22 protein-coding genes and 1 pseudogene are annotated in these 23,624 nt (G+C 60.8%); 5 read left to right on the top strand and 18 right to left on the bottom strand.

Annotation, left to right across the window (positions count from 1 at the left end; all coding sequences use genetic code 11):
• Positions 1-72: 72 nt before the first annotated feature.
• Positions 73-408, top strand: a complete 336-nt coding sequence (locus TX24_RS12445) for a hypothetical protein (RefSeq protein WP_003191746.1) — start codon at positions 73-75, stop codon at positions 406-408.
• Here the strand turns inward: TX24_RS12445 and TX24_RS12440 are convergent.
• Positions 398-2,011, bottom strand: a complete 1,614-nt coding sequence (locus TX24_RS12440; protein ID WP_057710440.1) for an ATP-binding response regulator — start codon at positions 2,009-2,011, stop codon at positions 398-400. The genes TX24_RS12445 and TX24_RS12440 overlap by 11 nt on opposite strands.
• Before the next feature lie 180 nt (positions 2,012-2,191).
• On the opposite strand from TX24_RS12440, the gene TX24_RS12435 reads away from it, so the two are divergent.
• The gene (locus TX24_RS12435; RefSeq protein WP_003191748.1) at positions 2,192-2,794 is read left to right on the top strand and encodes a LuxR C-terminal-related transcriptional regulator; all 603 of its coding nucleotides are present in this window, start codon (positions 2,192-2,194) and stop codon (positions 2,792-2,794) included.
• A 13-nt stretch (positions 2,795-2,807) separates the two neighbouring features.
• Here TX24_RS12435 and TX24_RS12430 read toward each other — a convergent pair whose 3' ends face one another.
• Entirely contained in the window at positions 2,808-3,437 is a 630-nt protein-coding gene (locus TX24_RS12430) for a ribonuclease T2 family protein (protein WP_003191750.1), read from the bottom strand.
• A gap of 45 nt (positions 3,438-3,482) precedes the next feature.
• Positions 3,483-4,460 carry a Gfo/Idh/MocA family protein gene (locus tag TX24_RS12425; protein ID WP_057710439.1) on the bottom strand — a complete coding sequence of 326 codons (978 nt, stop codon included), beginning with the start codon at positions 4,458-4,460 and terminating at the stop codon, positions 3,483-3,485.
• A 126-nt stretch (positions 4,461-4,586) separates the two neighbouring features.
• Between TX24_RS12425 and TX24_RS12420 the strand changes: the two genes are divergently transcribed.
• Positions 4,587-4,949 (top strand): NUDIX hydrolase, encoded by a 363-nt coding sequence (locus tag TX24_RS12420; RefSeq protein WP_003191752.1) that lies wholly within the window; start codon positions 4,587-4,589, stop codon positions 4,947-4,949.
• On the opposite strand, the gene TX24_RS12415 is transcribed toward TX24_RS12420, so the two are convergent.
• From TX24_RS12415 to TX24_RS12370, 10 genes and pseudogenes are all read right to left on the bottom strand, one after another.
• Positions 4,924-5,208 carry a DUF1652 domain-containing protein gene (locus tag TX24_RS12415; protein WP_057710438.1) on the bottom strand — a complete coding sequence of 95 codons (285 nt, stop codon included), beginning with the start codon at positions 5,206-5,208 and terminating at the stop codon, positions 4,924-4,926. The genes TX24_RS12420 and TX24_RS12415 overlap by 26 nt on opposite strands.
• A 400-nt stretch (positions 5,209-5,608) precedes the next feature.
• A complete protein-coding gene (locus tag TX24_RS12410) occupies positions 5,609-5,869 on the bottom strand; it encodes a hypothetical protein (RefSeq protein WP_032900704.1) in 261 nt (86 codons plus the stop codon).
• 4 nt (positions 5,870-5,873) lie between these two features.
• Entirely contained in the window at positions 5,874-6,320 is a 447-nt protein-coding gene (locus tag TX24_RS12405) for a GNAT family N-acetyltransferase (RefSeq protein WP_057710437.1), read from the bottom strand.
• A 96-nt stretch (positions 6,321-6,416) separates the two neighbouring features.
• Complete coding sequence (locus TX24_RS12400) at positions 6,417-6,746, bottom strand: hypothetical protein (protein ID WP_003191756.1); 330 nt, start codon at positions 6,744-6,746, stop codon at positions 6,417-6,419.
• A gap of 110 nt (positions 6,747-6,856) precedes the next feature.
• On the bottom strand, positions 6,857-7,930 hold the full coding sequence (locus TX24_RS12395; protein WP_003191758.1) for a class I SAM-dependent methyltransferase: 1,074 nt from the start codon (positions 7,928-7,930) through the stop codon (positions 6,857-6,859).
• A 45-nt stretch (positions 7,931-7,975) separates the two neighbouring features.
• Entirely contained in the window at positions 7,976-9,424 is a 1,449-nt protein-coding gene (locus tag TX24_RS12390; protein ID WP_034126088.1) for a class-II fumarase/aspartase family protein, read from the bottom strand.
• Positions 9,424-10,858 (bottom strand): annotated as a pseudogene (gene purB / locus TX24_RS12385) (adenylosuccinate lyase). Before purB ends, TX24_RS12390 begins: the two are co-directional and overlap by 1 nt.
• Positions 10,859-10,888: 30 nt before the next feature.
• The gene (locus TX24_RS12380; protein WP_003191763.1) at positions 10,889-11,875 is read right to left on the bottom strand and encodes an HOASN domain-containing protein; all 987 of its coding nucleotides are present in this window, start codon (positions 11,873-11,875) and stop codon (positions 10,889-10,891) included.
• A gap of 39 nt (positions 11,876-11,914) precedes the next feature.
• Entirely contained in the window at positions 11,915-12,910 is a 996-nt protein-coding gene (locus tag TX24_RS12375; RefSeq protein WP_032900708.1) for an HOASN domain-containing protein, read from the bottom strand.
• A 550-nt stretch (positions 12,911-13,460) separates the two neighbouring features.
• Complete coding sequence (locus tag TX24_RS12370; protein WP_057710436.1) at positions 13,461-15,530, bottom strand: EAL domain-containing protein; 2,070 nt, start codon at positions 15,528-15,530, stop codon at positions 13,461-13,463.
• Positions 15,531-15,875: 345 nt separating this feature from the next.
• Between TX24_RS12370 and TX24_RS12365 the strand changes: the two genes are divergently transcribed.
• A complete protein-coding gene (locus TX24_RS12365) occupies positions 15,876-16,130 on the top strand; it encodes a hypothetical protein (protein ID WP_223816885.1) in 255 nt (84 codons plus the stop codon).
• An 11-nt stretch (positions 16,131-16,141) separates the two neighbouring features.
• On the top strand, positions 16,142-16,471 hold the full coding sequence (locus TX24_RS12360) for a DUF6388 family protein (RefSeq protein WP_057710435.1): 330 nt from the start codon (positions 16,142-16,144) through the stop codon (positions 16,469-16,471).
• Positions 16,472-16,479: 8 nt separating this feature from the next.
• Here the strand turns inward: TX24_RS12360 and TX24_RS12355 are convergent, their stop codons facing one another.
• The 5 genes from TX24_RS12355 to tssK are packed head-to-tail and all read right to left on the bottom strand — an operon-like array spanning position 16,480 to position 23,623.
• Positions 16,480-17,322: a serine/threonine-protein kinase gene (locus TX24_RS12355; protein WP_082628801.1), complete on the bottom strand. Its 843-nt coding sequence runs from the start codon at positions 17,320-17,322 to the stop codon at positions 16,480-16,482.
• A complete protein-coding gene (locus tag TX24_RS12350; RefSeq protein WP_057710456.1) occupies positions 17,319-18,041 on the bottom strand; it encodes a PP2C family protein-serine/threonine phosphatase in 723 nt (240 codons plus the stop codon). Before TX24_RS12350 ends, TX24_RS12355 begins: the two co-directional genes overlap by 4 nt.
• Positions 18,042-18,046: 5 nt before the next feature.
• Positions 18,047-21,412, bottom strand: coding sequence for a type VI secretion system membrane subunit TssM (gene tssM / locus TX24_RS12345; protein ID WP_057710434.1), 3,366 nt, complete (start codon positions 21,410-21,412; stop codon positions 18,047-18,049).
• Positions 21,413-21,428: 16 nt separating this feature from the next.
• Positions 21,429-22,289: a type IVB secretion system protein IcmH/DotU gene (gene icmH, locus TX24_RS12340; RefSeq protein ID WP_003191778.1), complete on the bottom strand. Its 861-nt coding sequence runs from the start codon at positions 22,287-22,289 to the stop codon at positions 21,429-21,431.
• Positions 22,290-22,294: 5 nt separating this feature from the next.
• Entirely contained in the window at positions 22,295-23,623 is a 1,329-nt protein-coding gene (tssK, locus tag TX24_RS12335; RefSeq protein WP_057710433.1) for a type VI secretion system baseplate subunit TssK, read from the bottom strand.
• Position 23,624: the final 1 nt, after the last annotated feature.

Below are 23,624 nucleotides of genomic sequence, written 5' to 3'. Positions count from 1 at the left end.
ACACCGCGCATTCAGTGCGCGCGGGTTCGTTGCGCGTTGGAAAAACCAAAACAACCCCAAGGAAGAAGCACCATGAAACTCCTCTCCCCTGTCACTCGCCTTGCCCTGCTGGGCGCCCTGATCATCGGCGTCGCCGGTTGCAGCAATATCAAGCCTACCGAAGACCATCTCAAGAAGCTGTCGGAAACCAATCTGGGCGAGCCGGTAAAACGTATCTCCAATGTGCGCAGCGACTCCATGACCACCTACTACGTGGCTAACACGGCCTCCGGCGAGTACAACTGTTCCGTGCCCAGTGGTGCCAGCGGCGGCGCGTTCGCGATTGCCAGCTTCGGCCTGATGAAGCCAGCGGCCTACTGCATGCCCAAGGGTGCCAAAGGCAATGGATTAACACCATTCATGCAGTAATTTTTTCCTGGCTGAGCTCACGCAGGGTGCCGCGCAGTTCCGCAGGGCGTACCGGTTTGGACAGGATAGCGATCTGACGGTCATGCAACGCGGCCTGGATTTTCTCCACGTCGTGCCCGGTGAGGATCAGCGCTGGCACCGCCCAGCCACGTTGCTCGCGTAGCTGGTCGATGCATTCGATACCGGTGGCGTGGTTGCCCAGATCATAGTCGGCGACGATGATGTCGCAGTCGCTGACCAAACCCTGCCCCGTGGACTCGGCCTGCACTTGGCACCCCCAGCGCTCGAGCAGGGCCTGGGTGGCGAGCAGCACGTTGTAGTCATCTTCCACCAGGCACACCTTAAGGCCGGTGAGCAGGCCGGCTTGGCGTGCATCGTCGCGCAACGCCGGTTGGCGCGGCGCGGCCGCCAGGGCCAAGCCATGCAAGCTGACAGAAGTGCCATGGCCAACGCGCGAGCGCAGGCTCACCTGCAACCCCATCAATTGCCCCAGGCGCTTGACGATGGACAGCCCCAGGCCCACGCCTTCAACGTCCTTGTCACGCAGTTGACGCACGCGATAAAACTCTTCGAAGACTTTTGAAAGATGCTCCCTGGCAATCCCCCTCCCCTGGTCGTGTACCTCTACTACCAAGCCGTTATCGCGCACACGCACGCCGATCAGCACCGGTCGCTGCGCGCCGTATTTGAAGCAATTGGAGAGCAGGTTCTGCACCATGGTCGCCAGCATGCCCGGATCGACCAACACCCAATGAGCGCAGGGGCGCAAGCGCAACTCCACCCCCGCCCAGCGTGCGGCCTCGGCGTTCTGGCGCACCAGGTCGGCGAGAAAGTCGCCCAGGTGGATCACTTGGTACTTGGGCAACAGGCGACCGTTGTCGAGGGTGTAGAGGTCGAGAATCGAACGGAACAATTGCGACACGTTAAGCAGCGAACGGTCGATATTGTCCACCAAGCGCTGTTCGTCATCTCCCAAGCGGGCTTCGCGCAGGCAGGCGGTGAACAGGCCAATGGAGTGGATCGGCTGGCGCAGGTCATGACTGGCCTGGGCGAGAAAGCGGGATTTTTCCAGGTTGGCGGCGATGGCTTGCTCGGAGGCCTTGCGCGTGCGCTCCAGCAGAATATGCGCATACACCGGGATCACCGTGCTGGTGATCATCAGCATCAGCACCATGAACGGCTGCGCCTGCCACAGCGGCGTAAGCTGGTACACGATCAACAGCGCCAGCAACGCCAGCGCCGTGGCAATCGCCAGGTAGCGCGAACCGTAGCGCATGCCATTGCCCAAGTTCACCCAGACCATCACCGCATACAGCGGCAACGCCGCTTCACCACCCACCACCAGGCCGAACGAAGTACCGGTGTAATCGTGGATCATGCCGAAGATCCGCCGCGCCGGGTAATGCCCGGGCCAGCGTGCGATCACCTGGCGAAGCACGATGGACGCCAGCAGGAACACGAAGATATAGAGGATCACCGGCAGGTAGGTGTCCAGCGATTGCCCAGGTAGGAAACCCAGTAAGCTTATATACACAATGGCGATGGTGGCCACCACAATGCGCAGGTTAGCCTGATCGAGTTCAGAGTTGGTCTCAAGACTCATCGTCATATCCCTGACCTATCATCTGTAGGAGCGAGCTTGCTCGCGAAAAACGTTAACGATAACGCGTGTTGCCTGAATGAACGCAGCGCCTGTGAGTTCTTCGCGAGCAAGCTCGCTCCTACAGGCCCGGTGGTAAATTAGCATGCCTGGATACAACCTTGCCCCAGGAAGGAGCACACAATGACTGGCCGAATCATCATCGCCGACGACCACCCCATGTTTCGCGAAGGCATGACGCGCACCGTGCAGCGCCTGCTACCGGGCGCGGTGGTGCAGGAGGCCGGCGACCTGGCCACGGTGAATGCGTTGCTGTGCGAAGCGGGCGAGGTCGATACCTTGATTCTCGATTTGCGCTTTCCCGGCCTGACCTGCATCAGCCAACTGGCCGAACTGCGCCAGCAACTCAAACGCACCACCTTGGTCCTGGTGTCGATGGTCGACGACCCCGCGCTGATCGAACAGGTCATGGCCCTGGGCGCCGACGGTTTTATCGGCAAGAACATCGCCCCGGACGAGATCGGCCAGGCCCTGCTGGCGATCCGCGAGGGCGAAGTGCTGGTCAAGTTCGCCCCTTCAGGCCTGCTGCCCCTCGACACCCACACCCTCACCCCACGTCAGCAGGAAGTGCTGCGCCTGATTGCCCAGGGCAAGACCAACAAGGAAATTGCCAAGGTCCTGAATATCTCGCCGTTTACCGTGCGTATCCATGTGTCGTCATTGTTGCGCAGCCTGAATGTCCCCTCGCGCGCGGCAGCTGCGGTGAAGTATTCCGGCGAGTTCTAGGCGCCTGCGCGGCTCAGCGCTGCGTGGGAATACGAATATCGCCTCCACGGCATTGGCTTTTCACACTGCGCGGGCAACCTGCAAACGCCAGATCCTTGGTCAGGCACACCCGCACTTCCGACAGCACCTGGCCCTTGCAGATCACCGCCATCCCGTGGTTGCCCATGCGTGGGTTGCTCTCGCGAAACAGCGCCTCGATCTCTTTGGCCTGCAAAGACGGCGGTGTGTTGAACGGCTGCAGTTGCTGCGGGATCACCACCGCACCAAGCGCCACATCGGTCTTCTCCAGATACTCCAACGGCGGCAGCCCACTGCAGGTGCCATGCTTGGCCCACTCATGCTTGAGCAGTGCACGGGTGGGAAACAGCACCGCGCCCTTGTCCATTTCTGCCTCGCTCAAGTGCGTCTGCGGCGTACAGGACGCCGGCCACCCTCCCCGCGCGTATTGCGGCCACAAACCGTGCAGCACAAAGCCGTAGCCCTTGCCCGAGCATTGCTCATTGCCTGGGTGCGTCAGGCAAAACGTGGGTGACCACGATAGCGACAGCACATAGAAATCAAACTCGCCCGACTGCCCTTGGCTGCGTGGCGCCGCCGTTGTCGCGGTGGCGATCAGCAGCCACAACACCATCCAGTATTTCATCCCGGTATTCCTTTAAAAGAGTGAAGCCTTACGCTATCGCCACGACTAGGGATGCTGGGAGTAACGGTGTAGCACCTTATCCAGGATGATATCGGTCTTCAGCGCTTCGATGGCCAGCGACGGATGCTCGGCCTCGCCACGAATATGCGCATTCATGTTCAAGACATGGTGCCATTGAATATGGGTGTGACACGGCACTTCCAACACTTCGGTGGTCTCGCCTTCAAGACGCAACGGCTGGTCCTCGAACACCGAAAACTGAATACGGCCGCGACTGCCGATCAGTTCGACACGGTCTTCGCGACGGTCCGCCACAAAGTTCCAGCAGCCCATGCCCAACGCACCGCTGGCGAATGTCCAACAGGCCGTCACTGCATCTTCTGCCGCATAGCGTCCGGCCTGTCGCGCCGAAAAGCCTGAGACCTCAACGATATCGCCAGCCAGGTACTGGAACAGGTCAAACCCATGGCTGGCCAGGTCGGCAAAGTAGCCGCCACCGGCAATGGCCGGGTCGGTGCGCCAATTGGTGGCGTCGGTGTCTGTTACGGCAGCGGGTTTGCACAAAGTCCAGCTCAGATGGCGCAGCTCACCGATACGGCCTTCCTGCAGCCAGGTGCGCACTTGCTGGAAGCGTGGCAATGAACGCCGGTAATAAGAAACAAACAGGTGCAGCCCGGCGCGCTCAAATGTGCGCTGCATCAACGCGCTCTGTTCAGCATTCAGCGACATCGGCTTTTCGACGCAGCAATGCTTGCCCGCCGCCGCCACCCTCAAGGCGTATTCAAGATGGCTGTCGGGTGGAGTGGCGATGTAGACCGCCTCCACCTCGGGGTCGTTGATCAAGGCCTGGGCGTCGGTATAGCTGCGGGCAATGCCATGGCGCGCCGCATAATCGCGCACCGCCTCGGCACGCCGCCCCATCACGGCGACCAAGGCCGAACCTGGCGCTTTATAGAAAGCCGGTCCACTCTTTAACTCAGTGACACTGCCACAGCCGATCATGCCCCAGCGTATGGTCTTCATCTAATGTCCTCGGTCGTATTCGTCAATCGGGCAGTATCCACATACCGGCCCTGGCGCGCCATAACCACTTAGCATGACAATTGCATTACACTTTTATGACATTCGTTCGGCGCGGGAGCACATTCGATGAAAATTAGGGCAACCGTCATTTGCGAACATGAGGGGCATATTCTCTTCGTGCGCAAGGCCAGATCAAAATGGGCATTGCCCGGCGGGAAAGTGGAAGCAGACGAGCGCCCGGTAGGCGCGGCGGAACGCGAGCTGGAAGAAGAAACCGGGTTAAACGTGGACGGCTTGCTGTACCTGCAGGAGCTCAAGGCCCGCGACACCGTCCACCACGTGTTTGAGGCATCGGTAGTCAATATCGACGAGGCACGGCCGTGCAACGAGATTGTCGATTGCCAGTGGTATGCCTACAACGCCCTGGATGAGCTGGACACCACAGACGCCACGCGCCACATCGTCAAATCCTTCCTGCGGCGCCTCTGACGCCCTGGACAGAACCCACCGCAGCAAACCCACGGCGCCCGGCCTTTATCTCGGTACGCAACTCACCAATCAGGTTGGAGATGGCACGGATGCTGTCCAGGCCCTCGGGCGATACACGGGTCAACAGCAAGTCGACACGACCGGACGCAGGCTCGAACACGCTGATGCGCAGCGAGCCGTCGCTGTTAAGGCAGCACTCACACGCCAGCGGCAGGAAGCCTGAGGCCATGATGCGGTTGAATTCGGTGATGGAAATCATGATCAGCCCCCCGTCCCTGGGTTCTACCCGATTGAGGTGATGCAAGCAGCATAGATAAGGTTTTGCCGGCCGCCGGACAATTAACGCAAAAGTGTTAGCCAGCCCTCACTTTGTAGGGCGTCACCCGCCATGAACGACAGACCGAGATTAAATCGCGGGCAAAAAAAATCCCAAGTAGCTGATGGAAACTTGGGATTTAAAAATGCATAAACCGTGGGAGGTGAACGCCCGGCTATAGTAGCGATTGTAAAAACATGTAACAAGATTATTTTAATCCTTTCGTCGGATTGAAAGCCTCGTAAGTCATTCAATAACCACATGTTTTTTAAGGTGGAAAGCAGTAGTCGTGCTACTTTTTGGTGCAAGTAACGACAGTAAGCCCCTGTATAAAAAATGGTTATTAATCGGGCGTAGCGCTTTCAAGTAACTGTTCACTTAACTGCTTGCATGTTTCTTGAAGGGCCTCACGACTGGAAGCAGTGGCGCCCACCACGGCCTCCAGATGACGACACAGCGTCAGGCGTTCAGCCGCCTCTTCGCGCTGGCGGTCGACCTTGGCGTTGAGTTGAATGAAATAGAACCCCAGCAGCACGGCGATGCCCAGCACACCCACCGCGAGGTAGCGCAAGCCGTTGGACGATGGAGGCTCTGGGGCATTCATGGCCTTATGGCGCCCTGCTCTTTTCATAACGAACGTCATCACCATCGACCGGGCCCACGACGGACCAGCCCAGGCGCTGATAGAACCCGTTGGCCCGGATTTCATCCCGCCCATCAGTCACCAGGTACAGCGTGTCGTGGCGCGCAAACAGGGCCGCCTCGGCCACTGCCATCAGTTGGCGACCCAGGCCAAGCTTCTCGTGCGATGGCAGCACGAACATCGCGAATACTTCGCCTTCATCCAGATCGACCATGGAAAACCCCGCCGCCTGGCCGTCCACTTCCGCGATCCAGCCGCAAGGGGCTGCGCGCAACGTGTCGCTCAATACCTGTGGGGTAATCCCCAGGTCAGCCATCTGTTCAAGGCTCAGGTGGTTTTGCACCACCGCGGTGCGAATCGCGCACAGCGTGTCGACGTCATCGGGTGTCGCCGTTCGAATCAGCACTTGCATATCGGCCTCCATGAAGAAGTGCGCAATTGTATGCAAATACTCACACAGGGTTTGTCGTGGATTTGTAAAGGCCCCACGGCTGGTGCGGGGCTACGATTACTTGCGCGCCACCTTGTAGCGCAGGCAATCCTGGTAAAAGCTTTGACGAATCGCCTCGGGCTTGAGCCGTGAGCGACTGTCATAGGTCTGCTCGGTGATGCCCATGGCCATCATGCGCATCCACGATTTGCTGAACTTGAGGGTCTGGATCTTCTGCCGGGCGGCGTACAGCGAAACGCCGGATAACTTGAGTTCCTGGGCCCTGGCGGCCGTGCCTGCGCCCCAACTGCACATGTACTTGTCACCTTCGCGCAATTCCCTGGCCTGCGCGACAGTCGCGCCGCCGGCCAGGGAGCAGGCAATCAGCATCATTCCCACAGAGCGCATTTGCATCCTCACCTAACCACCTGAAAATAAAAGTGATTTTGGCGAGGATTTTGTTACAAAGGGGCCATTAAATTGCCTTAATGCGCAACGCAATGGCCGGATGGCTCATATCAAGGCTTGAGTTCGAACAGCGCCGGCATTGGCGGCCACTCCGAGGGCACTTTACGGAAGCGGCTGAACCCGGCGGCTTGCGCCATCTGACGGGCACGCTTCTCGCCCATGAACGCCCCCAGCCCGGCGCCGCCATGGGACAGCGAACAGGTCATGCAATAGAGGGTGCTCTGCGGGTACATGACACGCCCGAACAGGTTCATGTTTTCGTGCAGCTCTTCGGACAGGTTGAGTTCCACCATCAGGTAGGTACCGTCTTCGGCCGTGGCGGCGCGCAAATCCTTGAGCATCTGTTGAGGGTCGGTGGCATCGTGGATCACCACAAAGGTGGTCACGAAGTCGAATTGCTGACCGCGCAAGGCATCGGAGTCGTTCACCTCGAATTGCACCCGGTCACCCACACCAGCCGCCTCGGCGTTGGCCCGCGCCAACTCGATGGAAGGCAGGTGGAAGTCGCAGCCGACAATGCGCGCCTCGGGGTAGGCCTTGGCCATGGTGATCGCCGCCAAGCCCGCGCCACAGCCGAAATCCAGCACACTGCCGCCGGTCTTGAGCTTCTCTTCGACGCCGTCCAGGGACGGGATCCAGTGCTGGACCAGGTAGTGCTTGTACCAGGGCATGGTCATGCGCTCCATGCCTTTCCAGGTTTCCAGCGGGAACGCCTCTTCGGCGCAACCCCCGCCGTGGCGGAAGGCTTCAATGACCTTGGGCGCCATGCTCACGAACGGCACGCTCAGCTGGATAATGCCACCGGCGAAATACGGCGAGTCTTCATCGGCCAGCACTGGCACAAATTCAGCCGGCATCTGGTAGCGGCGGGTTTGCGCGTCGTAGGTCACGTAATTGCCAGTGGCCATGCTGCCCAGCCATTCGCGCAAGTAACGTGCGTTGTAGCCGGTCTTGTGCGCTAACTCTTCCAGGGTCACCGCCTGGCCGTCAGCCAATGCCTTGAACAAGCCGAGCTGGTCGCCAATGTAGAGCATGGCGCCGCGCAGCGTGTTGCCGTAATCCTCCATGATGCGCGCCGAAAATTGCTGGACCTTGGCTTTATCAACTTCCATAACGTTGGACATCTGTCGCTCCTTGATGAATTTGCAAGTCTGTTCAGAGATCAATGATCAGTGGCCGGCGAGCTTGGCCAGCACGTTGTCAACAATGCGTTCGGACATGCCCAGGTGCGTCCGGGGTTCGAACAGCCGGGCCAGGGCGCCGTCATTCATGACCGCAAGCACCCGCGCATCGGCCTCGATTGCCTCGCGGATCGACACGTGATTGCGCTGGCTGGCCTGGGACACTTCGAAGATGATCTGGTAAGCGCTGCTCTTGCCCAGCTTGCGCGCCATTTCGAACACCACCGCTTCGGTGCAGATGGCATCGCCATAGGCCTGGGCGGTGCATTCCATCTTCTGCACATTCACGGTGAGCCCGTCGATGGTCTCGGTCAGAATCGAGAGCGCCATCAGCGCATAGTGGGAAACGTCCGCGACCGCGCACCACTCCAACCGCGTGCCGCGGTAATCACGCTCATGCTCAAGAATCATCGCGTCCAGCGCGAGCATGACCTGGGCCTTGGCCAGCCGCGCCAACACCACCACCTGCTCGCAACCTTCGGGGTTGCGTTTGTGCGGCATGGTGCTGCTGCCGATCTGTTGGTCGCTCCAGCCCACTTCCACTTCAGCGATTTCCCAGCGATTGAGCGTACGGATTTCATCGGCAACGCGGGCCAACGAGGCGGTGACCATGGCCAGGGTGCTGACGAACTCGGCAACGCGGTCACGGGACACATGCCAGCCCGTGAGGGGGACTTGCAGCGACAAGCGCTGGGCAAAACGCTCTAGCATCGGCATGGCATCCGGGCCGAACGCCGCCATGGTGCCGACCCCGCCGAACAACTGCACCACCAGCACCCGCTGGCGCGCCTCGGCCAGGCGCTGACGGTGGCGCAACAGCTCATCGATCCAGCCGGCGACCTTCAGCCCGAAGGTGGTCGGCAAGGCGGGAATCGAGTGGGTCCTGGCGACCATCAGCGAGTCACGGTGCGCATCGGCCAGGGTCGACAACTTGCCCAGCAAGGTCTCCAGGGCCTGGTCCATTGCATCAAGCACATCGCGCATTTCCAGGGACTGGGCGGTGTCCTGGATGTCTTGGGTGGTAGCGCCGTAATGCACGTACTCACGGGCACTGGGGCTGCAGTTTTTTTGCAGGGCGCTGAGCAATGGCATCAGCGAATGCCCAGTGGCTGCCACGCCCTCGGCCAGTTGGCGCACATTGATGCCCGACAGCAACGCGGCCTTTTCGATCTCCAGGGCCGCCTCGCGCGGGATGATGTTGACATCGGCCTGGGCCATCGCCAGCGCCGCTTCCACGTCCAGCCAACGTTGCAGGCGACAATGACTGCAGAAAATCTTGCGGCTCTGCGGGCCGGCATAGCCTGAACCGTGGGTTTTCGAATCGAGAATGTGGCTGTGTTCGTGGCGGCATTGCTCGCCGTCATGATCAAAGCCTGGGTGGTCCGACCGTGCGGTGCAAGATGCACGGGCGGTCACTTCCAATGTTTGCGCATCCATCACATACCCTCCATCGCGTATTGGGACTGACTGGTATTGCCTGGGGTAGCCTGCGTCGCTTCAAGGCCATGGCCGCAAGCGCGAGGCAGTGCTTTAGTTGCCACCAAATCGACCATCTCGGCGGCAAGCCCCGTGTAGGTCGTCGGGTCAAGCAGGTCATCGAGCGTTTGCGGGCTGAAACAACCCTGCAGCCGCGAGTCACCAAGCAGCGCGTCGCGAAAGCAGACGCCTGTGTCTTGGGCCTGCAGGGCGATGTCGTGCACCAGGTGATGGGCTGTCTGCTTGCCACACCGAGGCGCCAGCGCGAGCATCACCCGCTCCGACAGGATCAGCCCGCCCAGCACGTCCAGGTTGCTACGCATGCGCGCTTCACGCACCTCCAGCCCAGCCAGCAGCAAGCCGTCCATACGGGCGAGCAAGGCACCGGCGTAAATGAACAGCTCCGGCAAGGCCGCCCATTCGATGCGCCAGGTGGTACCGTCACGCTCGTGCAACTGGAACGCGGCGTCGGTCAGCGCAACCATCTGAGCGCGCACCAGCCGCGACAGCGCACTGATCAGGTCCACCGTCGACGGGTTTTGCTTGTGGGGCATGGTGCTGCTCCCCACCTGCCCTGCCCGTCGGCCTTCGCGCACTTCATCGATCTCGGTGCGCTGCAGGTGGTAGATCTCATTGGCGACACGGCCCAACGTTGCCGACGCCTGCACCAGCAACCACGCCGCCTCCAGAATGCGGTCGCGGGCGCTGTGCCAACTGCTCAATGGCGCCGCCAGGCCCAGGCTTTCCAGGGTGCGGCGCTGCACATCCAAACCCTGCGGGCCAAGCCCGGCCAGGGTGCCCACGGCGCCGGTCAGGTTACCGACCATCACCCGCGCATAGGCTTCGTCAAAGCGTTCAAGGTGCCGATCGATCTCATCGACCCACACCGCCACCTTGTAGCCAAACGTGGTGGGCAGTGCGTGCTGCCCATGAGTCCTGGCGACCATCGGCGTGTGCTTGTGGCGCAAGGCGAGCGTGAGCAAATGCCCACGGATGCCGCGCAGGCGCTGCACCACCAGGCCCCAGGCATCGCGGATTTGCAGGATGAGGCCGGTGTCGAGGATGTCCTGGGTGGTGACGCCGTAATGCACGTATTCACCCAGCCCATCGGCACATAACCCCTGCAAGGCGCGCAGGGTCGGCACCAGGATGTGCCCGGTTTCCAGGCCCTCGCGCCCCAACGCGTCGAGGTCCAGCAGTTCCACGCTGGCTACCCGGGCAATCTCCCGGGCGGCCTCGTGGGGGATGAGGCCCATCTGCGCCTGGGTCGCCGCCAGCGCCGTTTCAACATCAAGCCACTTCTGCACCTGATTGGCATCAGAGAAGATCGCGGCAAATTCCGGGGACGAGTAAGCGCCCCCCGTGGATACGGGATTCAGTGATATGACTTGGCATGTCGAGTTACTCGCGTTGTCCTAAGGAGGGCTACTTCACGCGTTGCACGTGTTCCCAGACTGCATCGTAGTAAGCCCGCTCCAGCCGGAAGTGCTCGGCCAAAGACGTCAGGAACGCGTTCTGGAACCCGAGGTCAGGAATACGCCGTGAGATCAGTGCCCATTCACGCTTGGCCCGTGGCGGCACCAGGCTGATATGCACTTCGTAATACTCCGCGTCGTCCTGGCTCAAGCCCGCATTGCGCAGGGCGTTGTACAACTTGCCGTGGTTGCCCGGCACCACCAGTTCAGTGATGTAGAACACCGCCAGGCCCCAGCCGACATCGGGGTTGCGGAAACAGCGGGCGCGGTTGTTGAGGTAGGCGATTTCCTCGGGCATCGTCGAGAGCGCCTCGAAATCGGCATTCAGGCCCACGGCGGCAAGCAACTTGGCCAGCAGCTTCGGGTGGGAACGCTGCTCATCCTCTTCGCCCAACTCACCGTAGAGATAACGCGCCAAGGCGGCCGCCTCGTCTACGTCAGTCAGGTTGACCAGCAGGTCGGCGGCGTCCCGGTACAGGCGGTATGTGCGGAACCATTGGTGGCGCAAAAACACCTGCAGTTGCTCGCGAGAGGCTTTGCCTTCAAACACATACTGCGACATCGGATGGTTTTCCCGCGACTGCGCGGCAATCTGCTCTTCCAGGCGCTGCTGGAAACCGGCCTCGGACAAGGGCGATGCCAGGTCGGCTGACGGCATGAAACGCTCTTGCACGCTGTAAACGGCATTCGCCAGCCAACGCCGGGTCGAGGCGGTGGCCACGTCATCGCTCAGCGACAGGATGTACAGCAATTGCTGGCACTGCGCCGCATTCGCGGCGTCACCGCGTTGGCCGGTCTCGCACAGGGCGCGCAGCATATTGGCGGCAATTTCGATGCGATTGAACGTCGCGTCCGGCTTCAAGGCTTCCGCCAACAGACGGGCTTCGGCCGTGTGAATATTTTGCAATTGCGGCAGGGAAAAATTACGTGGGCTCATCATGTGCTCCATTATTTTTGTTTTCGGATCGCAGGTCGTTCAGGCAGACAGGCGTTGGGCCTGCATCTGCTGCCACAGGCTGTCGAAGTAGGCCTTGTTGATTTCGAAGTGGCGCTTGAGTGCGCGCATGAACGTGCGCTGAAAGCCCTCCTCGCTGGCAAACTTGGCAATCAGGGCCCACATTTCCTCGGTGTCGATCTCATCCTGGGTGCCATGCAAGCGGTGGAATTCGCTGGGCTGCTCTGGAACGTCGAGGCGCTGCAACAGCTCGTAGATGCGCCGATGGTTGACGCAACTGACAGACTCCACCGCATAGAGCAGTGCAAGGCCCCAGGCGACATCCGTGTGGCGCACACAGCGAATGCGATTATTCAGGTAGGCCTTTTCCAGCGGATGCAGCGCGGGGAAGTCGATGGCCAGCGGAATATCGAAATACTCCATCAGATGGGCGAGCATCGCCGGGTGCGAACGCTGCGGCGTCTCAGCCCCTGCTTCACCGTACAGGTTGCGGTAAAACACCGAGGCGTCTTCGATGGCTTCGAAGCGAAAGGCCAGTTCGGCCAGCAGGCTGTAGAAGTTGTAGGAACGGGTCCAGTGATGCTCCAGGAAGAAGCGCACATCCTGCACCGGCGGCGTCCCTTGGAACAGGTGCACCGACATCGGGTGGTTGACCCGGCTGCGTGCAGCGATTTCAGCGTCGACCTGCTGACGGAACGCCTCCACCGGCAACGCGGTGAAGCCCGGCAAGTCGGCGGCGAACTCATCTTCGACGCGGTAAACCTCGCTGGCCATCCAGCGCCGGGTCGGTTCGGTGCGTGGGTCACCGGGAATGTGCAATTGCAGCAAGGCTGACTGGTAATGCGCGTAGGCGCCAGCGTCTCCCGCCAGGCCTTGCCGAGTCAGTGCGAGCAGCGCTTCCAGCGCGCGGGTGACCTGGGTGTAATTGGCGCCAGGTTCCAAGGCATTCGTCATCAGCCGCGAGGCGGTGGTGAAGAGATCGGAATCCGAGCGTTGTTGCAGGGCAGCAGTATCCATTGATAACCCCTGAATCTTGTTTTTGTGGTTGGGCATACTCGGAAAAAAGCCTAAAGGTTCCCGTAGTGGCAAGGTCAACACCTGTAGGAAAATTCTTTCAAAGGCTTGGCAACCAACGGTAACCACGATGCGAAGCGAGCCGCTCTTGATCTTGATCTGCTTTTGATCTTGATCTTAGGCGCCCTGTTAAACCACGCTGGCCGAACGCAGGCTTGAATTCGTGGCCCACGGATTCAAGACTGTGTTCGGGCACACCGAGCCTAGGCGAGGTGCCGAGTGGTGGGGCAAGAGCGTTTTGCTTACTTTTGTCTGGGCCGGCATTCCGGCTCTTCAAAAGTGAGCCGCCGTCAGGGCGGAACCCTAAGTGGCCGTTACCGCAGGAATGGATATGTACATAATCCAACTGTGTCGCCTGCCAGGCCGCCTTCGCGAGCAAGCCCTCTCCCACAGTTTGATCGCAGTGCGGCAGGTAGATAGGCGTCACCCGTCAGGCCGTCATCGCAGGCAAGCCAGCTCCCACAGTTGGACCGCGGGGTGTCAGCGTCGGCCATCACACCAACGCCCTGCGCTCGCGCACAAAGCGTGGCATCTGATCCCCAGGCAGCGCCTTGCTGAAATACCACCCCTGAATAAACAACTCAGGCCCATGACTCAAGAACGCCAACTGCTCAGCCGTCTCCACCCCCTCTACCACCACACCCAAATCCAAGGCCTCGCAGAAGCGCAACATACCGGTCAGCACCTGGGCGCCTTTAGGGTCACGCTGGGCCACCACAAAACTGCGGTCAATCTTGATGAAATCCACAGGAAACTGATGCAAGTAACTCAGCGCAGAAAACCCAGTGCCAAAATCATCCAGATAGACCTTGGCCCCCATGCCCTGCAGCTTCTGGATGGTCTGGCGAGTGGCCGGGATATCACTGACCAGCGCGTCTTCGGTAATTTCCACTGACACCTGCCCTCGGGCCTGGGCAAGAATTTCCACCAGACGGTCGCCATAGGCGGCGTCCTTGAGCGTGGCGCTGGAAATATTGATGGTCATCGGCAGTTCAAAACCCACCTTCAGCCATTTCTGATACTGACGCACGGCCTGGGACGCCACCCACACATCCACGTCCGGCATCAGCCTGGCGTGCGCCAGCCATTGCAGGAACTCCCAGGGCGAATGCACCGTGCCCTGGCTGTCCCGGGCGCGCATCAGCGCCTCGCAGCCGGTGCACAAACCGGTGCGGGTGGAGACCTGGGGTTGAAACTCAAGGTAGAACTCGTAATCACTGATCTGCTGGATACGGTTCAACTCAGCGGCCTGGCGGGCCAAGGTCTGGTGAGTTGCCAGCACCGGGTCGAACTCCAGCAGGCGGCCTTTCTCTTCGAGGCCGCGAAACGTCATGTCCAGGGATTTGAGGTACACCGTACCGCCATCGCTGGACTGGCGATGAATCGCCCTGACGTAGGGCGCATACACCAGCGTACCAGCCGTCAGCAGAACGACCTGCAACACCACCGCCGCCACATCGCCATGGGTGCTGAGGTACGCGTTGAGCAGCACCGGGGCGGTAAAGGGCACGCTGGCCACCGCCGGTGAGACCCAGCCCAGTTGCACCACCATCAACGCCACCATCGCGTTGAACGCCGGCACCAATAGAAATGGTATGAACAGGCGCGGGTTGAGGATGATCGGCAAACCGAACAACAGCACTTCGCTGACATTGAATAATGACAGCGGCAAACTGGCCACCGCCAGCAAGCGCATGGACTGGCTCTTGGAAAACAGCAGGATCGCCAATAACAGGCATAAGGTTGCGCCCGAGCCACCGATAAACGCAAAACTGCCCAGCAAGCCGTTGTTGAGCAGGTACAGCACCGGCTCCCCCGCCGCCAACGCTGCGCCATTGAGCGCCACCGCCTGGTCCAATGCATCGAATAACGGCTGCATGGCATACACGCCGTGAATCCCGAAGAACCACAGCAGCGAATTCATCAGGGTGACAAACAACCCGCTGCCGTAAGGCGTCTGCAACGCATCAAGCACCTGCGGCCCCTGGATTTGCGCCACATGGGGGATCAACAGCAGCAACGACAACACCGCCACCAACGACAAGGCCGTGAGTGCGCCGGGTATCACCATGTTGATGGTGCCCTTGAGGTTATGGCCGACCAGGTCCTGGTTGACCAGGCGCGTCCAGCGAAAGCGGTGCAGCCAGGCGATGGCCGGCACATTGATCAAGGGCGAAGCAATGGCAATAAAGAGTAGGAACGTGGCCGAAGCACGTGGGTACTCACGCAGCACGAAGGTGGCGACCACCACATGGGCCAGGCACAGAAACGCGACCGGCAGCTGTGGCAGACGGTGTTGAATCGCCAACATATAACCGATGGAGGCCGCGACCAGCAGTGGGATCACCGAACTGATCTGTTTATGCAACTCCGCCAGGAAACTCACCACCTGCGGATCGAAACCCAGCGCCTGGGCGCATTCGGACAGAATCAGGAAACCTGCGGACACCAACAGGCACGGCAGGATCCACAGCAGTCCTTCACGAATCGCTCGCAACGACTCCGTACTGGCCAGGACTGCCAGGCGCTGGGTCAGGAAAAGTTTGAACAGGGTGTGCGCCATGGGCCGTCCTCTGCCTGTCACCGACTGCCGCTGAAGATCAGGGCCGGAAACACCCGCTAACGCTACACGCCCTGATAGCCGAAGCGAAAGCCTTTATGCCCGTCCCCGCCCGGCTTTTTTGCCAGTGAATGCCGGGTTGCTAGACTAAATCCTTACAGATTTATCGAACTTTCTGACTTGAATCATCCCCTAAGGCTGTCTGAGTCGGTATCATCCGCACGTTTTGTGCGTGTTATACGATGTTACAACCTGTCTGATAATGGGTACGCACTCAGGGAATCTTGCCTGGAACGACAACAGGCCAAAGGAGAGAACCTCACTATGCAAGACAAGCGCTCAAGTAACATGCGTCCTCTATTTGTCACCATCCTGCTGTGGTTGTGCAGCGTGGTGTTGCTGTTTGTGATCAAGAACGTCATTGAGTTGTTTACCGGGCCTGTGGCTGAAACCTGGGTAGACCTGGCCCTGGTGCTGGTCGCCTACCTGATGTTTTTCTTGCTCGCGCCGTTGCAGAACTGGATGCGGCGCAGGTCGCGCAAGCGTGCTCGCCATCACCTCAACGCACGCACGTCCGATAGCAGCTCCCACCCTTCTCATTAAGGTGTCTACCTATGTCGGCACCTAACGACACTCACCAGCTCGCACTGGACAGATTCCTGCGCGAACAACCGCAGGTCGCTGCCGAGCTGGACAGCCTTAACCCACTGGTAGCCCAGGCCAGGGGCGAAACCCTGGCGCAGTATCGCGCCGAACGGCTGCATGAGGCTTTCGAAGCGTACGCTGAACAGCTAAAGCTGTTCGCCTGGGAATTGACCCTCAAGCTGACGGCCGACTCCACCGAAACCTTCGAGGCTCAGCGCCGCGAAGTGCATAAAGAAGTCGCGCAAATGGCGGGCATGGACTGGGCGCAGTACTGCCAGTTGCACGGCTTGGCCGTTTGACCTTTGCCCTACATGCACCAGCGTGCTCGGTTACGCCCCATGACGTGACGCAACTCGGCGACCGTTATGCTTCGGTGCTGCGGGTCTATCGCCAACGCGGCCTGTAACGCTGCCCAGCAATGCCTGGGCAACTGCGCGGGTCGGGGCAGCCGGTCTGTAAAGGCGCGCTTGCCAACGCGACTGCCGTGGGCCAGTTCGTACAGGATGCATGCCACGCCGTAAAGGTCGGCGGCAGCGGTCAGCGCACCGCCGGCCAACAGTTCCGGGGCGGCGTAGGCAGGTGTCCAGGCATTGAAACGACTGCGGCTGACACTCGGCAACCCTACGGCAGCCTCTGCTTGAGCATGGCCCAGGCCAAAATCGAACAAGCGCACGCCCTCCTCGCCCACCATGACATTGGCGGGTTTGACGTCACCGTGCAGAACATCTTGCTGGTGGGTGTAAACCAGCGCATCCAGTAACTGCAAGGCGATAGGGCGCAACTCCCGCCAGGGCAAGCAATAGGGGCACTCCAGCAGCAGGCGGTCCAGCGTCACCCCTTGTAGCAACTCCATGGTGAAAAACGCGACGTGGCTGTGTGTATCGACCTCAAACGAAAACACCCGTACCACACGCTCATGCCGAAGGCTGCGGGCCAAGGCAAACTCGCGGTACAACAACACATGGGCGTCGGGGCACTGGGAAATGGGTTCGTCGAGTAGCTTGATCGCTACCTTGGAACAGGGTTCGCCCAACTGCTCGTGCAACAGGTCGCGCGCGCGGTACACCCTGCCCATACCACCGCTGCCCAAGACACGTTCAAGGTGATAACGCCCAGCCAATAAACGGGAAGATGAAGCTGTCGAGTTCAAGGCTGCACCACGACCGCGGTCAGGTCATCACGTACCGGCCTGCGCAACGCCCCTGCAAATAGCCGTTCCACTGCCCGTTGAGGCGTGCCCATGCTCAACGCCCGCCCCAGGTCAACGTGGCTGAGGCCCTGATACAAGCCATCACTGCACAACAAAAACACGTCCCCTGGGCGGGTGCGCAGTTCCAGTACTTCAAGGTGCAAACGCGAACGCGCGCCAACGGCCCGGGTCAAGGCCCTGGCACCCGGGTAGGCCTGGGCTTGCGCCGCACTCAACTGCCGCTCGTCCATAAGGCGCTGCAGCAGCGAGTGGTCCTTCGACAACTGATAAAGGCTCTGGTCGCGCCATAGATAGCAACGACTGTCCCCCGCCCATAGGCAGGCTGCCCGGCCCTTCTCCAGCAACAGGGCAACCACGGTGCTGCCCATCGTCACGTCACCGCTTGCGCCAGGCTCTGTCCATGCGCGCCTCACCCCTTGGTTGACGTCCTGCAACCTGTGGCGAATCGCCTGAATACGTTGGTCAAGGTTGCCGTCCGCCGACACTGACGCCAACTGGCTGACCACCCACTGGCTGGCGACATCCCCGTGCCGATACCCGCCCATGCCGTCCGCCACCGCCCAGCAACCCGCGCGCGGGTTGTCCAGGAACGCATCCTCATTGCGCAACCGCGCCTGGCCTCGCTGCGTGCGCCCGGCGCTGCGCCACGGGGCCTCCATCGGGTTCACAGCTGCTCCGGCAGGCGAAAGGTACGCCATGAGTCCATGTCAAACGGGCCAGGTGTACGCTGGCTGGTGAGCCGGTAATTGGCACGCAGGCCGGCGAGGTCTGCCTTGAGGATCTGTATATTTCGGCCACTGGCGGGCTCTTTCTGCAGCAGATCCAGAAACCGGAACAACGACCACGCCCCGGTGTTCTTTTCGATACCCAAGGGTCGCTGCTCCGTGCCTCTCTCCAGAACGAGGCTGCTGCGCCCATTGTCTGCATCGGTGGGCCAATGGAACGCCATGGGTACGATCGGACCGTGGCGATACTCCAATTGCTGGTCGCCAAACCGCAGGATCGCACGGCTGACCGATGGGTCCAGGCTGTAGGGCGCCAAGGTGAATCGCACAGATAACTCCCCCGCGTCTTCGGTAAAAAAACCGCGGCGGATGACCTGAGTTTTCATCAATTGCTCCAGCAGCGCACGCGAAACCGGCAAACTCTGGCCATCCAGCCCACGCAGTCGGTAGCGGCTGCCGTCGACGCTGATAAAAGGCCGCAGGTAGCCCTCATAAAAGCGCGCCATTACCCCGCGTGGCTTGAAGAACTCCTGAAAATCGTGAAGGGCGACCTCACTGCTGGCGTGCGCATTGAATGGGTAACGTCGGCCGATCGCCTTGGCGTAAAGGCTATGCACCTCGCTCTGATAACGTTGGTTGACGTGCACATAGGCCTGCTCCAGCAGATGCCGCCAACGGTCATCGGCCACACCTTCGAGCCAGCCGGCAACGGGCAGCGGCAGGCGCGCGGCGGCGTCACGCAGATTGCCCAATGCATCCTGCTGGCCCTCCATGCGCTGCCTGGCGCGCAGGAAAGCCGCCTGCTCGGGTGCGCTGTCACGGTTCAATGCCGTCAGTTGCAGGTGTACTTCATCCAGCAGGCGCAACGCCTGAGTCAGCTCTACGCCGGGGTTTTGCTGCTCATCCAGCAATTGATGCAAAGGCTCAAAGCGGCGCTGCAAGGCGCGCCGCGGCGCCTCGACAATAGCCGTCTGCCCTGCCGTCAACCGCGACTTGGCCATCTCGCCCAGGTCTACCGACTGCTGGGCCACTTTGTCCAGCAGCCCATGGCCTGGCAACAGGCGCGTGTTTTCACGCACCTGTTGCAACAGACGAATCAAGGGCGATTGCGCTGACGTCAGGTTCATCAGTTGCTCGGCATCCTGGCGCAGGTTGTCGGTCTCTTGCAGCCTGACTCGGCCAAGCGCATCGCTCCAGGCATCGGCATACTCGCTGAAATAGCGCTGCTGCAATTCAGCCATCAGGCGCCGCAAGTCCTGAGGCCCCAGGTCGGAGCCCTGCCCGAGTACCCAGTTGTCCTGGGTGATGGCGTTGACCAAGCGCGGGCCCTGCGCCTCGAAGTACTGCACATAGCGTTTGGTATAGAACCCCGGCACAGGCGGGTCGATAGCGGCGAACACCTTACCCTCGGCCAGCCGCAACGGTTCCAGGCCGCGCGCTTGTTCGCGCAATACACGATAGACCCCATCGGCCAACGATTCGCCCCTCAGCGCTTCACGGGCCTGGGCCAGCCGTTCCTGGTTGAGTGACACCACAAAGGGTTGCTCCAGCAACCTCGCAAGATGCACATTGAGGCGCTTCTGTGTTGGCATATCCCCGGCAAATCGCACCGACCAAAGGCTCGCAATATGTTCTGCCAGCCAGGTCGTGTCACGGCGTTCGCGCAGATTGAGCATCAGGTAGGCCCGCAGGTCGTCGAGCAGCCGCTCCCGGTCCCCGAGACTGGCAATTACCTGTTCTTCCAATTGGGCGGCTGTCCAGGCCAGAAATGGCTTTTGCAGCGCGTGATCATAGGCTTGATCGACGCTGGGACGGCTCAGTTCGCCCTGATACAGTCCGGTGCGCTCCACCAGGCGTACATCTGCCGGCTCTGGAAAAACCTGGGTCGCCGCCAGTCGCGCGTCCAACAGCGCCAACAGCGCCGTGCTTTCATCGCCGGCCGCAAGGGCGAGCGGCGGGTGTGAGGTCAGCGCCGCCAATTGCGCCAAGCGTTGGTGGTTGACGGAGTAACTGTGCCCCCATAGCCCGCCGACACCGCCAATAACCAGCGCCGCAGCCATCGACTGCGCGCCCTGGCGCCAACGCAGACGTTGCTGTTCCTGAGCCTGCAAACCCGCAAGGTCGGCCTCGGCGAAGATCACCTGGCTGAACAGGCCCTGCACAAAGCGCGGGTGCCTGCCATCGGCGCAGGTCAAGAAGAACCCTCGCAAACCGTTGATGGGTTGGTAGCGATGAGCGCAAAACGCCATGTCAACGAACAGGCTGACGCGCTCCCCCATTCGTGCTGCCTGCTGGGGAAACTCCAGCATCTGCCCACGTCGCTCGACATTGCGCTCCTGATGCAATCGCCCAATCAGTTCACTGTTCAAGCGTTGCAATAATCGCTCGACCGCCTGACGAACCTGCGTCGTGTCAGTACCCTCGGCGCAGGCATGCAGGTGCTGCCCAAGCACACTGTCGGCACTTTCTCCAAGGGGTGAGTCGAAGTACTCAGCGAATCCCGGCAACTGGTCGGCGTGGGTCAACACCAGGTAAATCGGCACATCCACATGCAGCGTCTGTTGGATCTCCTGCAAGCGCGAATGTACGCGGCGGGCATGATGATCCAGGTCGTATTCAGTGGCGCTCGCCAGCGTATCGGCCGATAACGTCACCACCACACCGCTGAGCGGGCGCACTCGGCGACGCCGCCTAAGCAGTTGCAGCAAGGTAGCCCAACCTGCGGCGTCCACTGAACGGTCGGGCTGGGTAAGGTAGCGCCCCGGGGTGTCGATCAGGACACCTTCGTCGCCGAAATACCAGTCGCAATGGGCACTGCTACCGATCGGCCGCGCTTGCGCGTGATCCAGCGCCAGCGGTAAGCCCGCTGCCGCCAGCAACTGCGTCTTGCCACTGCCCGGTTCACCGATCAACAGGTACCAAGGCAACTCATGACGCCAACGTGCGTTACGCTCTCCATAATGGCGGGACGTCTTGAGCAGGTGCACGGCTTTCTTGAACCGACTGCGCAGGTGTCGGCGTTCGTCCTCCACCCCCCTCATCGGCTGCTGGCGCGTCTCGCGCTCCGGCCTTTGGCGCCAGGCGGCAAAACCGGGCCCCGCAAACGCCATCGCCAGTCCCCATAGCAAGAACACACTGCTGATGGTGACCAGCCGCGCAGTCGCCCCGGCCCAGATACGGTGGTCATCCACCGCCAGCAGCGGCCCCAAAAACCACACCATTGCCGCACAGGACAGCACCAGCAACAGGCTCCACACCCAAATCCTGCCCAGCACGGTGCCCATCCCCTTGAAGAATGCGATCATTCAATGCTCCCAGCGTTTACAAAGGCGTGCGGAGCAGATCCGACGCCGACAGTTGAAGGGGTTGCAGCGCGTGCGTACGCTCGTTGCTCAGTACCCAGGCAAACCCTGTGTACATCGCCAGCACACATACCAAGGTGAGGCCGACCCACCAAGTGGCAGGGATGACACGCACCAGCTTGCGCCGTTCGGCCTTTGGCTGGGCAGGCAGTAGCGCTACCGCCGCCGGTTCCCCACGTACATGCCTGATCTGGCGATACAACGCATCGCGCACCGCCTCAAGTTGCGACACGCCCCGCTCCATCACCCGGTATTTGCCTTCGAACCCCAGGGACAGGCACAGGTACAGCAACTCCAGCATCGCCAGGTGCTTCACCGGGTCGCGCGTGAGGCGCTCCAGCAACTGGAACACTTTTTCGCCGCCAAAGGTTTCGTTATGAAAGCGGCTCAACAGGCTCATCTTCGACCATTCGCTTTGCGCCCCCCACGGGGTCGTCACCACCGCCTCATCGATCACGCTGCACAACACATAGCGTGCCGACATGACCTGGCTGTTCTCCACGCCGCCCTGCAAGGCGCGGGTTTCGAACTGAGTCACCGCCAACGCTAACCGATCGTTGAGTGTGCCCAGGTTTTCACGGCCGGAGCAGACCCTGAGCCCTATAACTTCAAACAATACCGCCCAGGCTGCGGCAACCAGCGGGTTGAGCCCTGCCTGAAAGCTCTGGGTATCGAGCCTGTGGCCCGCGTAGATCATGCGGTCTTCCAACTGTTCGTAGCGCGGCGGCGACGGGAAATCCGTCAACGGCCCCTGGGCAGGCTCATGAGTCTCCCGGTCGAGCAGGACGGTTTTTTCATCCTGGGTGTATTCACTGTCCATGGCATTCAGTTCCTGATGGCCCAGAAGTCGAGTTCAAGCCCGGTGAATTCACCCCCTACGTGGAAAGCGAAACCGCCCGACTGCTCCATCTGCGCGATATCACGGGGGCTCATATCGAGCATGAAATAGGTCTTGCCGGCATGGAACGGAATCTGTCGCGGCGCCACTGGCAAGGGTTTGACCTTGATACCGGCCAAGTGCAGGTTGACCAACTCGCGTATGCGCTCAACCGGCGCGACTTTCAGGTGTGCCGGCAGGCGCTGGCGTAGTTCATGCGCCTCACACTGCGCGGTGGCTGCCAGGATGAAGGTGGCGGTGCCCAGCAGTTTCAACTCGTTGACCGGGCATACCAGAACGCCGTATTGGCGTGGCTGCAATGTCAACTCGATCGCCTGTTGCTCCAGCACCACCGACAGCGCCATGCGCAACTGCGCCATCAGAGCGCGAAAACTGGCGCCCTGATCACCGTGTTGGTAATGAACATCCAACTGCGCGCGTTTGCTGTCAGTGGTGAAGGTTGATAGCTCCCCAAGCAGCGACACCAGCGCACGGAACACCGCTTCGGGCCGCACCCGCGCCTGGCTCAGGCAGTGGCGCAGCTCCAGCTCGCTACGATTGATCACTTGCAGCATCAGGAAATCGACGATGTGCGTGCCTGCGGCTGTGCTCTCGCCACGAATGCGCGCCGCGATGGCATCGCCCCGGCTGGCAAGCAGGCCAATTACCTCCTTGAGGCACGACGCCACGTACCCGTGCTCCTGCACGAAGATAAACGTCGGGATGAACGCCGTATCCAGATTCACGCCGCCCTCATTGCTGGCGTTCAGTACCTGGGCCACCTTGAGCTTGACGAAGTGCTGGTCACCCGGCTGTTCACCCAGCACAAGACGTAAATCCGGGCGCGCGCAGTGGATTCGGCAACGCGTATCCACGCCCACGTTGGAGTCTCCCACTTCCACTTCACAGCTGAGGTAGCGCGCCAACACCTCGCTTTGCGCAGGCTGGCGGACCTCAAGGTGACTGCCGCTGGCCAGCGGCAGCGCCAGGTAAACCCCTTGCGTGCCTGCATCCTTTGGCACCTGCAGCACCAGCGGCTCCATGGCGGCATTCAATTCAAACAGGCTGCCGTCCGGTAACACGCCACTGGCCTGGTTGACCACCAGCTTGCCCAGCTTGAGGTACTGTGTATTGAGTTCGAGCGTGAGCAAACCCCAGGTGTCACTGCCCAGCAGGCGGGTCTGATTGAGCTGCTGCTGGTAATAACGGTCGTTGTGCTGCAAGTGCTGTGGCCGCAACAACATGCCTTCCTGCCAGATAACTTTATGAACCTGCATG

Source organism: Pseudomonas lactis, from assembly GCF_001439845.1.
Lineage (GTDB): Bacteria > Pseudomonadota > Gammaproteobacteria > Pseudomonadales > Pseudomonadaceae > Aquipseudomonas > Aquipseudomonas lactis.
The sequence above is the reverse complement of the archived record's forward strand: the minus strand, read 5'-3'. Positions and strand labels throughout refer to the sequence as shown.

Bases quoted from the DNA above. Each gene is read 5' to 3' on its own strand.
- TX24_RS12415 (WP_057710438.1), bottom strand. From the start codon at position 5,208: ATGATTTCCATCACCGAATTCAACCGCATCATGGCCTCAGGCTTCCTG.
- TX24_RS12350 (WP_057710456.1), bottom strand. From the start codon at position 18,041: ATGGAGGCCCCGTGGCGCAGCGCCGGGCGCACGCAGCGAGGCCAGGCG.
- TX24_RS12370 (WP_057710436.1), bottom strand. From the start codon at position 15,530: ATGGCGCACACCCTGTTCAAACTTTTCCTGACCCAGCGCCTGGCAGTC.
- TX24_RS12440 (WP_057710440.1), bottom strand. From the start codon at position 2,011: ATGAGTCTTGAGACCAACTCTGAACTCGATCAGGCTAACCTGCGCATT.
- TX24_RS12360 (WP_057710435.1), top strand. From the start codon at position 16,142: ATGTCGGCACCTAACGACACTCACCAGCTCGCACTGGACAGATTCCTG.
- icmH (WP_003191778.1), bottom strand. From the start codon at position 22,289: ATGGACAGTGAATACACCCAGGATGAAAAAACCGTCCTGCTCGACCGG.
- TX24_RS12365 (WP_223816885.1), top strand. From the start codon at position 15,876: ATGCGTCCTCTATTTGTCACCATCCTGCTGTGGTTGTGCAGCGTGGTG.
- TX24_RS12390 (WP_034126088.1), bottom strand. From the start codon at position 9,424: ATGGATGCGCAAACATTGGAAGTGACCGCCCGTGCATCTTGCACCGCA.
- TX24_RS12420 (WP_003191752.1), top strand. From the start codon at position 4,587: ATGAAAATTAGGGCAACCGTCATTTGCGAACATGAGGGGCATATTCTC.
- tssM (WP_057710434.1), bottom strand. From the start codon at position 21,412: ATGATCGCATTCTTCAAGGGGATGGGCACCGTGCTGGGCAGGATTTGG.
- TX24_RS12395 (WP_003191758.1), bottom strand. From the start codon at position 7,930: ATGTCCAACGTTATGGAAGTTGATAAAGCCAAGGTCCAGCAATTTTCG.
- TX24_RS12430 (WP_003191750.1), bottom strand. From the start codon at position 3,437: ATGAAATACTGGATGGTGTTGTGGCTGCTGATCGCCACCGCGACAACG.
- TX24_RS12410 (WP_032900704.1), bottom strand. From the start codon at position 5,869: ATGAATGCCCCAGAGCCTCCATCGTCCAACGGCTTGCGCTACCTCGCG.
- tssK (WP_057710433.1), bottom strand. From the start codon at position 23,623: ATGCAGGTTCATAAAGTTATCTGGCAGGAAGGCATGTTGTTGCGGCCA.
- TX24_RS12380 (WP_003191763.1), bottom strand. From the start codon at position 11,875: ATGAGCCCACGTAATTTTTCCCTGCCGCAATTGCAAAATATTCACACG.
- TX24_RS12445 (WP_003191746.1), top strand. From the start codon at position 73: ATGAAACTCCTCTCCCCTGTCACTCGCCTTGCCCTGCTGGGCGCCCTG.
- TX24_RS12435 (WP_003191748.1), top strand. From the start codon at position 2,192: ATGACTGGCCGAATCATCATCGCCGACGACCACCCCATGTTTCGCGAA.
- TX24_RS12425 (WP_057710439.1), bottom strand. From the start codon at position 4,460: ATGAAGACCATACGCTGGGGCATGATCGGCTGTGGCAGTGTCACTGAG.
- TX24_RS12400 (WP_003191756.1), bottom strand. From the start codon at position 6,746: ATGCGCTCTGTGGGAATGATGCTGATTGCCTGCTCCCTGGCCGGCGGC.
- TX24_RS12405 (WP_057710437.1), bottom strand. From the start codon at position 6,320: ATGCAAGTGCTGATTCGAACGGCGACACCCGATGACGTCGACACGCTG.
- TX24_RS12375 (WP_032900708.1), bottom strand. From the start codon at position 12,910: ATGGATACTGCTGCCCTGCAACAACGCTCGGATTCCGATCTCTTCACC.